8 protein-coding genes and 2 rRNA genes (1 of these 10 running past the window's edge) are annotated in these 9,942 nt (G+C 65.3%); 6 read left to right on the top strand and 4 right to left on the bottom strand.

From position 1 onward, the window contains the following. Positions 1 to 1,457 (top strand): 23S ribosomal RNA (locus tag GOC52_RS20345); it begins 1,423 nt to the left of the window's first position. Positions 1,458 to 1,584: 127 nt separating this feature from the next. Then, positions 1,585 to 1,699 (top strand): 5S ribosomal RNA (gene rrf, locus GOC52_RS20340). 409 nt (positions 1,700 to 2,108) lie between these two features. Here rrf and GOC52_RS20335 read toward each other — a convergent pair. From GOC52_RS20335 to hemH, 3 genes are all read right to left on the bottom strand, one after another. After that, positions 2,109 to 4,214 carry a methyl-accepting chemotaxis protein gene (locus GOC52_RS20335; protein ID WP_191850355.1) on the bottom strand — a complete coding sequence of 702 codons (2,106 nt, stop codon included), beginning with the start codon at positions 4,212 to 4,214 and terminating at the stop codon, positions 2,109 to 2,111. 290 nt (positions 4,215 to 4,504) lie between these two features. Beyond that, positions 4,505 to 5,359, bottom strand: a complete 855-nt coding sequence (locus tag GOC52_RS20330; RefSeq protein ID WP_010482418.1) for an alpha/beta fold hydrolase — start codon at positions 5,357 to 5,359, stop codon at positions 4,505 to 4,507. Continuing rightward, positions 5,356 to 6,318 (bottom strand): ferrochelatase, encoded by a 963-nt coding sequence (gene hemH / locus GOC52_RS20325; RefSeq protein ID WP_019337950.1) that lies wholly within the window; start codon positions 6,316 to 6,318, stop codon positions 5,356 to 5,358. Before hemH ends, GOC52_RS20330 begins: the two co-directional genes overlap by 4 nt. Before the next feature lie 165 nt (positions 6,319 to 6,483). Here hemH and GOC52_RS20320 point away from each other — a divergent pair, with 165 nt between their 5' ends. From GOC52_RS20320 to tatC, 4 genes are all read left to right on the top strand, one after another. Continuing rightward, positions 6,484 to 7,377 carry a lipid-binding SYLF domain-containing protein gene (locus GOC52_RS20320; RefSeq protein WP_010482416.1) on the top strand — a complete coding sequence of 298 codons (894 nt, stop codon included), beginning with the start codon at positions 6,484 to 6,486 and terminating at the stop codon, positions 7,375 to 7,377. Positions 7,378 to 7,452: 75 nt separating this feature from the next. After that, a complete protein-coding gene (tatA, locus tag GOC52_RS20315) occupies positions 7,453 to 7,680 on the top strand; it encodes a Sec-independent protein translocase subunit TatA (protein WP_005420453.1) in 228 nt (75 codons plus the stop codon). A gap of 15 nt (positions 7,681 to 7,695) precedes the next feature. Continuing rightward, positions 7,696 to 8,154, top strand: coding sequence for a Sec-independent protein translocase protein TatB (gene tatB, locus GOC52_RS20310; protein WP_010482411.1), 459 nt, complete (start codon positions 7,696 to 7,698; stop codon positions 8,152 to 8,154). Then, on the top strand, positions 8,151 to 8,900 hold the full coding sequence (gene tatC / locus GOC52_RS20305; RefSeq protein ID WP_010482410.1) for a twin-arginine translocase subunit TatC: 750 nt from the start codon (positions 8,151 to 8,153) through the stop codon (positions 8,898 to 8,900). Before tatB ends, tatC begins: the two co-directional genes overlap by 4 nt. Before the next feature lie 85 nt (positions 8,901 to 8,985). Here tatC and GOC52_RS20300 read toward each other — a convergent pair whose 3' ends face one another. Next, positions 8,986 to 9,897, bottom strand: coding sequence for a BPSS1780 family membrane protein (locus tag GOC52_RS20300; RefSeq protein WP_019337948.1), 912 nt, complete (start codon positions 9,895 to 9,897; stop codon positions 8,986 to 8,988). Positions 9,898 to 9,942: the final 45 nt, after the last annotated feature.

Raw genomic sequence — 9,942 nt, 5'->3', positions numbered from 1 at the left:
GTGTACCAGGCGTTGGTTGTCCTGGGGAAAGGCGGTAGGTTTGGATCTTTGGCAAATCCGGGATCCTTTAAGACCGAGCACCGAGACGAGCCTTTATGGCGAAGTCACTGATACCACGCTTCCAGGAAAAGCTCCTAAGCTTCAGCTTACGCAGACCGTACCGTAAACCGACACAGGTGGGTAGGATGAGAATTCTCAGGCGCTTGAGAGAACTCGGGTGAAGGAACTAGGCAACATGGCACCGTAACTTCGGGAGAAGGTGCACCCTTTTTGGTGGCTCGTGCGAGCTATAGCTGAAGAGGGTCGCAGTAACCAGGCCGCTGCGACTGTTTATCAAAAACACAGCACTCTGCAAACACGAAAGTGGACGTATAGGGTGTGACGCCTGCCCGGTGCTGGAAGGTTAATTGATGGGGTCAGCCGCAAGGCGAAGCTCTTGATCGAAGCCCCAGTAAACGGCGGCCGTAACTATAACGGTCCTAAGGTAGCGAAATTCCTTGTCGGGTAAGTTCCGACCTGCACGAATGGCGTAACGACAGCGGCGCTGTCTCCACCCGAGACTCAGTGAAATTGAAATCGCTGTGAAGATGCAGCGTTCCCGTGGCAAGACGGAAAGACCCCGTGAACCTTTACTATAGCTTTACACTGAACGTTGAGTTCGTCTGTGTAGGATAGGTGGGAGGCTATGAAACCATGGCGCTAGCTGTGGCGGAGCCATCCTTGAAATACCACCCTGTCGTGCTTGACGTTCTAACCTGGGCCCATTATCTGGGTCGGGGACCGTGTATGGTGGGTAGTTTGACTGGGGCGGTCTCCTCCTAAAGAGTAACGGAGGAGCTCGAAGGTACGCTCAGCGCGGTCGGACATCGCGCACTGTGTGCAAAGGCATAAGCGTGCTTGACTGCAAGATCGACGGATCAAGCAGGTAGGAAACTAGGACTTAGTGATCCGGTGGTTCTGTATGGAAGGGCCATCGCTCAACGGATAAAAGGTACTCCGGGGATAACAGGCTGATACCGCCCAAGAGTTCATATCGACGGCGGTGTTTGGCACCTCGATGTCGGCTCATCACATCCTGGGGCTGTAGTCGGTCCCAAGGGTATGGCTGTTCGCCATTTAAAGTGGTACGCGAGCTGGGTTCAGAACGTCGTGAGACAGTTCGGTCCCTATCTGCCATGGGCGTTGGAGATTTGAGAGGGGCTGCTCCTAGTACGAGAGGACCGGAGTGGACGAACCTCTGGTGTTCCGGTTGTCACGCCAGTGGCATTGCCGGGTAGCTATGTTCGGAAGCGATAACCGCTGAAAGCATCTAAGCGGGAAGCGCGCCTCAAGATGAGATCTCCCGGGGCACAAGCCCCCTGAAGGAACCATGTAGACTACGTGGTTGATAGGTCAGGTGTGTAAGTACAGCAATGTATTGAGCTAACTGATACTAATGATCCGAGAGGCTTGACCATATAACCTCAAGTTGCCTTGGCTTTACGACAACGTCGTAAGAGCATCCAGGTGCACGCTACGTCACAAGAACTACGAGAGGCAGGCGCCTTATCCAGCTGTATCGGATGGCGACGCTCCAACCGCCTCCCTGGTGAAATTAGCGCTGTGGAACCACCCGATCCCATCCCGAACTCGGAAGTGAAACGCAGCTGCGCCGATGGTAGTGTGGCTCAAGCCATGCGAGAGTAGGTCATCGCCAGGGTTTACACCCAAAACCCCGCTGCTTGCGCAGCGGGGTTTTTCTTTGTGCGCAGGAAATACCGGGTAACGACGGCCACTGGCCGGCAGACGCGTTGATGGAACCGCCGCGAGCGGCGGCGCCAACCAAGGTTGGCGACTACCGATGGCAGAGGGATCAGCGGTAGATCCACGCCATGCGTGGATGCTCTCCGCGAGGAACCAAGGCGCCAACCAAGGTTGCCAACTAACCCACAGCAGGCCCGCGCCGCAATCGTTTGCGGAATAGGTCCACGCCGCGCGTGGATGCTCTCCGCGAGAAACCACGGCGCCAACCAGTGCGGGCCGCTACCGGCGTGACCCATCACGCACAACACGCAAAAAAACGGCGCCCCGCGGGCGCCGTCTTCATCAGGATCACCTGAAAAACGGGATCAGGCGACCAGAGCCTCCTCATGTGCTTCCTGCTGGCGGAACACCGAGACCGCCTCAGTCAGCGTCCCCGCCTGCGACTGCAGCTCACGTGCGGCAGCGGTGGCTTCTTCCACCAGCGCCGCGTTCTGCTGCGTGGCCTGATCCATCTGCACCACGGTCTGGTTGATCTGCTCGATACCGATCGACTGCTCCTGCGACGCTGCGGAAATCTCGCGCATCAGGTGGCTGACATCCTCCACGCCGCCCACAATGCCCTGCATGCGTTGGCCGGCGTCGGCCACCAGCTGGGCACCTTCGCCCACCTGCCGGCCTGCTTCGTCGATCAGCTTCTTGATCTCCTGTGCGGCCGCCGCCGAACGCTGTGCCAGCACGCGCACCTCGCTGGCCACCACGGCAAAGCCTCGGCCCTGCTCGCCGGCGCGAGCCGCCTCCACCGCTGCGTTCAACGCCAGGATATTTGTCTGGAAGGCAATGCCGTCGATGACGCCGGTGATGTCGCCGATCCGCTTCGAGGCACCTTCGATGGCCTGCATGGTATCCACCACCCGCTGCATGGCCGTGTTGCCGTCACTGGCAGCGCTCTGCGTGGAGGCGGCCAACGCACTGGCCTCACGCGCATGGGCGGCGTTCTGGCGCACGGTGGCGGTGAGTTCCTCCATCGATGCTGCAGTCTCCTGCAGGTGCGCGGCCTGGCGCTCACTGCGCTCGGACAATGCGCCGTTGCCGGCGGCAATCTCGCTGGCGGCGGTACTGATCGACGCCGCACATTCCTGGATGCGACCGACCATGCGTGCCAACTGCCCGGCCGTGGCATTGGCATCGCGCTGGATCGCAGCGAAAGCGCCGTGATACTCGCCGTGCATGCGCCGATCCAGATCACCGTTGGCCAATGCCGAGAGCATCTGCCGCACTTCGTTGACGGTGCTGCCGAGCGTATCGAGCAGCTGGTTGATGCCACCGGTCAGGCCATCGAGGAAGCTGGCACCTTCAGTGGCCTGCAGGCGCTGGTCGAGGTCACCGGCCGCTGCCGCTGCAACGATGCCGGCCACGGCGTTCTCCAGCGCGAGCTCATGGGTGCGGTCATGCCACTCCACGGCGAAGCCCAGGCGCATGCCCTGCGCGTCGAACACCGGGGTGACCACCTGGGCGAAGTGCACCGGTCCGATCTGCACCTTGCCGTTGTGCGTGACCTGCAGGCCGTTGAGGATGGCGCGGATACGGTCCGGGTTGGCATGGAAACGATGGATGCTGCTGCCGACCAGGCGTTCGGCATCGAAATCGGGGAAGGCCTGTCGCAGCGTCGCCTGCTGGTTGCGCAGCAGGGCTACCACCGAGCGGTTCACATAGCGGATCACGTGGTCGTTGTCAGCGATCATCATCGCGGTCCGCGAGGCATCCAGCGCCTGGCGGATCTGCGCGTTCTCGGCATGGGCCGCCGCCTCGCGTCCACGCTGTGCCTGCACGTGGCGTGCGGTGTCGGCCAGGGCGTGGGCGAGTGAACCCGGTGCATAGGCGCTGGTGTCGGCATGTGCACCAAGATCGGCACCGGTGGCGATGTCACGTGCCAGCGCGGCAAGCCGATGCGGGCCATGGCCAAGGGCCTCGGTCTGCTGCCGAAGGCGCAGTGCGGCCTGGCCGAGGAACAAGGTCAGGCCCGTGAACATGCCGGCCTGCAGCAGCGTTGGCCACGCGGCAGCGCCCGCCTGCAGCGGTGCCAGCAGCGCGAGCGTGCCGACGCCACCGGCCAGCCACACCGGAAGGCGATCGCGGTGGCCCAGCAGCACGCCCAGCAGCAGGGCAATCGGCAACGCCGGTGACAGGCCGGCGATCGCGCACAACACGGCCAGCTGCAGCGACAACAGCAATGCCAAGCCGTTGCGGGCGACGACCCGGCCCGCCTGCGGTCCGCCGAACCACGCGGCTGGCAGCACGGCGACGGCCACCAACGCGGCGGCCTGCAGCTGCGGACCTCGCAGGGCCAGCACCAGGCCAGCCAGGGCCAGGACCGCGCTGCCGATCAGCAGGCGGCGGTCAGCGCGGCGGGCGAGCTGCTGCAGATGCGGCAGTCGGGCGGTATCGGGGGGACGGGAGGATGCAACGGACATCGGCGACTCCTGGATCAGCAAACGACAACGGCCACGCCGCGGCGCACGCAGGAGTGCGTGACCAGGGCGCGAGCCGGGAATTCGGGGAATGCGACGCGATCAGCGACGCGGAGACGGACACCGTGACCACATCCTGTGTGGTGGCGGTGCAATGGAGCGGGCATGCGGACTTCCTTGCAGAACCAGACACACGCCGCAGGCCCGACCGGACCTGCGTGCTGCGGACGCAAGGGCCCGCAACTGATGTATCGGCCGCAGACGCGCAGAGTGAAGCGCGCCGGTGCCTGCGCTCAGCCGCCGTTGTCGTTGTTGAAGAAGTGCAGGATCACATCTGCGATCTGTTCCGGATCTTCCATGTGCAGGTGATGGTTGCCGGCAAACACCGCCAGACGGCCATTGCGCAGGTGCTGCAGGCGATCACTGCGCATCGGCTCGGGATAGTAGGACTGTGCCGGCGTGGCGTAGATCACCTGCGTCGGGCAGGCAATGGCCTGCAGCAGGTTGTCGATCTGGCCTTCGCTGAGGCGGATCGCAGTGGGCAGCATCAGGCGCGGGTCGCTGCACCAGCGGTAGCCGCCCTCGACAGGCTCCACGCCGCGCTCGACCAGCAGCCGTGCACAGCGTTCGCTGAGCTGGTTGGTCATCATCCGCGCGCGGATCGGCGCGGCGAGGTCGGGGAACACGCGCAACTGCTTTCGTGCCAGCCCACGCGTGGCATTCACATGCTCGCGCAGGCGGTTGGCGGTTTCTTCCTCGGGACCACGCAGGCCGCCGAGTGCTTCGATCGCCACCAGCCGTTCGACCCGATCACTGACCGAGGCGGTGAGGCTGGCGATGCCGGCGCCCATCGAATGGCCGAGCAGGTTGAAGCGGTCCCAGCCCAGTGCATCGGCGACATCGAGTACGTGGCAGATCGCGGCGGCCGTGGTGTAGCTGGCACCCGCCGGCAGATGCGCGCTGTGGCCGTGACCGGGCAGGTCGATCGCCACCAATTGCAGCGACGACAGATGCGGCGCCAGCGGCACGAAGCTGGCCGCGTTGTCGAGCCAGCCATGCAGGGCCAACACGCGCGGGCCGTCGCCGTGGTTGCGCAGGCCGGCGACGCGCGCGCCACCGACCTCCAGTTCAAACGGCTGCAGACTCATGCCAGCGAGGCCACGGCCAGCCGCGCCAGGGCGCGAGCGTGTTCCGGATCGGCGTTGAGGCACGGGATGTAGCGCATCGTCGCGCCGCGCTCGGCCAGCGTCTCGGTGAACCCCAGCGCCACTTCCTCCAGCGTTTCCAGGCAATCGGTGGCAAAGCCCGGGCAGACAACGTCGATCTGCTTCACGCCGGATTCGGCCAGCGCCCACAGGCTGGGTTCGGCATAGGGCTGCAGCCAGCGCTCGCGGCCAAACCGCGACTGGTAACCCATCTGCCACTCGTCCCTGCCCAGTTCCAGTGCCCTGGCGATGGCCTGTGCACTGGCCTCGCAGCGCTGCGGATACGGATCGCCTGCATCGGCCAGGCGCTGCGGGATGCCGTGGAAGGAGAACATCAGCTTCTGGCCGCGACCGTGCTGTTCCCAGTAGCGGCGGATCGAGCCGGCCACGGCCTCGACCCAGCCCGGATCGACCGAGTAGTCGCGCACCAGGCTGACGGTTACGCCCGGGTTGCGGCGCTGCCACGCATCGACGCGGTCTTCGACCGAGGCGGTGGTGGTGGTGGAGTACTGCGGGTACAACGGCAGCACGACGATGCGACGCGCGCCTTCGGCGGCAAGGCGGTCGAGCTCGCTGGCCAGGGCGGGTTCGCCATAGCGCATCGCATGGCGAACCTTCAGGGTCGGCAGCAGGGCCTGCATCGCCTGCGCCAGCTGCCGGGTGTGCACCATCAGCGGTGAGCCGTCGGGCAGCCAGACCTGGGCGTACTTGGCCGCCGAACGGCCGCTGCGCAGCGGCAGGATCAACCCGCGCAGCAGCGGCTGCCACAGCAGTGCCGGGATCGAGACCACGCGGGGGTCGGACAGGAATTCAGCCAGGTAACGGCGTACGGCGGGGGCCGTCGGCGTCTCGGGCGTGCCTAGGTTGACCGCCAGCACGGCGGTATCGGGTGCGTCGAGCATGGGCGGTATTGTCGCCGATCCGGCGCCGTGCCGGGATGCAGGGTTCGGATTGCAGGCATAGCGCGCGTCAATGTGAGCAGGGAACGCTCATTGGAGATTCATGACAACACTACTAATTTCAGTCACTTGCTATATCTTCCTATGGACTGACTTCTGGAGCCTGCCATGCGTCGCCCGATCCAAGCCCTGCTGATCGCCGCCAGCCTGCTGTCCAGCCAGGCCATGGCCGGACCGCAGGAAGACCAGCGTGCCCGCAATGCCGTGCGCGTGCTGGCTGAAATCCAGGAAATCCCTGAACAGGGCATTCCGGACAAATTGCTCGACGAAGGCCGCGCGGTCATCGTCATTCCCGACACGATCAAGGCCGGTCTGGTCATTGGCGGTCGCCGTGGCCACGGCCTGATGTCGGTGCGCATGCCCAACGGCGCCTGGTCCAATCCGGTGTTCGTGAAGCTCACTGGCGGCAGCATCGGCTTCCAGGCCGGTGTGCAGTCCTCCGATGTGGTGCTGGTGTTCCGCAACGACCGCAGCCTGGACAATCTGGTCAACGGCAAGTTCACGCTGGGCGCCGATGCCGGTGTCGCCGCCGGCCCGGTCGGCCGCAATGCCGCCGCTGCCACCGACGGCCAGCTGAAGGCCGAGATCTGGTCCTGGTCGCGCGCACGCGGCCTGTTCGCCGGTGTCGCGCTGGATGGTGCGGTGCTGCAGATCGATGATGCCGCCAATCTGGATGCATACGGCAGCAACACCACGCCGCGCATGATCTTCGAAGGCCGCGCCGCCGGTTCGCCGTCGATGGATGTGGTCGCCTTCCGCGATCGCCTGGAAGAGGCCACCTACGCCGCGCGCAACAACCGCAGCGGCAACGGCGGCAGCGCCCCGCGTCCGGCAGCGGCCCCGGCGGTTGCTCCGGCGCCTGTTCAGGCAGCGCCGGCCGCCCCAGCCGAGGCCACCACCGCGCCGCTGCAGAACGTGCCGCAGAACCCGCCGCCGCAGCAGCAGGGTTTCCAGCCGGTCAACGACGGCGAAATCCGCACGGAAACGCTGGGCGGAAACTGACTTTCGTCACGCGCGCCGGCTAACACCCGGTGCGCTATGCTCGACAGCCTGATCACTAACGTAACGAGCGTCTTTATGGGCAGTTTCAGCATCTGGCATTGGTTGGTCGTGCTGGCCATCGTCCTGCTGGTGTTCGGCACCAAGCGCCTGACCAGCGGCGCCAAGGATCTCGGTTCGGCGGTCAAGGAATTCAAGAAGGGCATGCGCGACGAAGACAAGCCGAACGCGCAGCTGGGCGATGAGTCGCGCAGCCAGGACGCCTCGCGCACTGCGCAGGACGAGCACGACCGTAACGCTCGCTGATCCGGAGCGGTTGCGGTGTTCGATATCGGCTTCAGCGAACTGCTGGTGATTGCAGTGGTCGCCCTGGTGGTGCTCGGTCCCGAGCGCCTGCCCAAGGCGGCCCGCTTCGCCGGCCTGTGGGTGCGTCGCGCCCGCAATCAGTGGGATTCGGTGAAACAGGAACTGGAACGCGAGCTGCAGGCCGAGGACATCAAGCGGCAGATGCAGGACGTGCGCCAGGGCATGCAGGACACCGAGAACCAGCTGCGCGCCAGCGGTGAAGCGATCCGTCGCGAAGCGCAGGAGGCCCAGCAGCAGGGCGATACGCTGGCGCAGGAGGTTCGCGCACCGGCGCCTGCGGATCTGCCGCCGCATATGAGCGCTGCGCCCGATGCCGATGCGCCGGCACAGGAGAGCGTTGCTCCCGAGCCGACGCCGGCGACACCCCCTGAAGCCGGTGCGCCGCCGCCGCAGAGCACGGAGCGCCAGCCATGAGTGAACAGGATTTCGGCGAAAGCTCGCTGGTCGAACATCTGGTGGAACTGCGCGGCCGCCTGGTGCGCGCACTGCTGGGCCTGGGCGTGGTGCTGCTGGCCCTGCTGCCGTTTACCCAGAAGCTGTACAACGCGCTGGCCGAACCGCTGGTGTCGCAGCTGCCGAACGGGCAGACGATGATCGCCACCAACCCGGCCGGTGCCTTCTTCGCACCGTTGAAGCTGACCTTCTTCGTGGCCCTGTTCGTGGCGGTGCCTTGGCTGCTGTACCAGCTGTGGGCGTTCGTTGCCCCGGGCCTGTATGCGCGTGAGAAGCGCCTGGCGGTGCCGTTGCTGGTGTCGTCGGTACTGCTGTTCTACACCGGCTGCGCCTTCGCCTACTTCCTGGTGCTGCCGGCGGTGTTCCATTTTCTGACCACCTTCAGCCCGGACGTGATTGCGATCACTCCGGATGCGAATGCCTATCTGGATTTCGTGCTGGCGATCTTCTTCGCTTTCGGCGGCAGTTTCGAACTGCCGGTGGCGATGGTGATCCTGGTGCTGCTCGGCTGGGTGACGCCGCAGCAGTTCAAGGAAGGCCGCGGTTACGCGATCGTTGGCATCTTCGTGGTGGCGGCGGTGCTGACCCCGCCGGACGTGGTGTCGCAGCTGATGCTGGCGATCCCGATGTGCCTGCTGTACGAGCTGGGCATCCACGCCGCACGCTGGCTGGTGCCGTCGTCGGTAGTGAAGAAACCCGCCGCCTGATGCGGTAGCGCCGGGCCATGCCCGGCGTGCCGGGTTCGATGTGATGCCACCGCCGGGCATGGCCCGGCGCTACTGGTGGGGCCGGTCAGGCGTGGAACACGTCGCTCGAGGTCGGCGTGGTCGGAATCGGCGGCGCCGCGCGGCTGCCGCGGTGCACGAACATCTGCTTCCACGCGGCGTAGACCGCGCCGACATACAGCGGCATCAGCACCGTGGTCAGCACCAGCTGGGCGATGAAGGCCGCGGCCAGCGGGCCACCGATCAGCATCGCGATCTGGATCACGATCACGAACAGGATGTACATGCAGAACGCGGCGATCAGGCCGAGTGCGGCGAACACGAACATCGCGCCGATGTTCTCGATGCAGCCCTGGAGGCTCAGGCGCAGCGCATGCATGCCGCTCTGCTTGTCGAACACGACCAGCGCCGGCTGGGTGAACATCGCCAGCGACAGCGCCACCGCGCTCAGGAACACCAGCAGCATCCACAGCGCGATGCGCTTGGCCGGCAGGTTGGCGACCAGCGCCGCTGCATCGTCCGGCTTGATCTGCTGGCCACTGCGGCTGATCTCTTCCATCTTGGTCATGACCTCGCTGAAGGCGGTGAAGCCCTCGCGGCCGATCATCAGGAACAGCAGCGCGCCCAGCAGCAGCACCGCCAGCACCTGGATCGCCAGCGGCACCAGCAGGTGGCTGACGCGGTGGTCGCGGATCGGCTGCAGCAGGTGCGAGGCCACGCCCGGGCGGCCTTCGTCGATCTCGCCCACGGCATACAGCATGCCGCCGAACATGATCGGCGAGATGGCCAGGGTCATCAGCTGTACGGCCATGCCGGCGGCGCCGGGAATCAGCGTCGACAGCAAGGTCACCACCCAGCTCACCAGCAGCCAGGTCAGGCCGATCCGGGCCAGCTGCAGCGGCGCACGCCGGTACAGCGAGAACGTATCCAGCAACCACTGGGCGCCCGCCGAAGCCGGCAGCTTGCGAATCTCTTTCATGGACATCCGGGAAGGACAGGAGGGGGCCGGGCGGCTGCCCGTGCC

It is taken from the genome of Stenotrophomonas sp. SXG-1 (assembly GCF_014083965.1).
Lineage (GTDB): Bacteria > Pseudomonadota > Gammaproteobacteria > Xanthomonadales > Xanthomonadaceae > Stenotrophomonas > Stenotrophomonas geniculata.
This window is presented reverse-complemented; position numbering and strand designations above follow the sequence as displayed.

What these genes read in the sequence shown, in the direction of transcription:
- tatA (WP_005420453.1), top strand. Translation starts at nt 7,453, where the DNA reads ATGGGCAGTTTCAGCATCTGGCATTGGTTGGTCGTGCTGGCCATCGTC.
- tatC (WP_010482410.1), top strand. Translation starts at nt 8,151, where the DNA reads ATGAGTGAACAGGATTTCGGCGAAAGCTCGCTGGTCGAACATCTGGTG.
- GOC52_RS20330 (WP_010482418.1), bottom strand. Translation starts at nt 5,359, where the DNA reads ATGAGTCTGCAGCCGTTTGAACTGGAGGTCGGTGGCGCGCGCGTCGCC.
- hemH (WP_019337950.1), bottom strand. Translation starts at nt 6,318, where the DNA reads ATGCTCGACGCACCCGATACCGCCGTGCTGGCGGTCAACCTAGGCACG.
- GOC52_RS20320 (WP_010482416.1), top strand. Translation starts at nt 6,484, where the DNA reads ATGCGTCGCCCGATCCAAGCCCTGCTGATCGCCGCCAGCCTGCTGTCC.
- GOC52_RS20335 (WP_191850355.1), bottom strand. Translation starts at nt 4,214, where the DNA reads ATGTCCGTTGCATCCTCCCGTCCCCCCGATACCGCCCGACTGCCGCAT.
- GOC52_RS20300 (WP_019337948.1), bottom strand. Translation starts at nt 9,897, where the DNA reads ATGAAAGAGATTCGCAAGCTGCCGGCTTCGGCGGGCGCCCAGTGGTTG.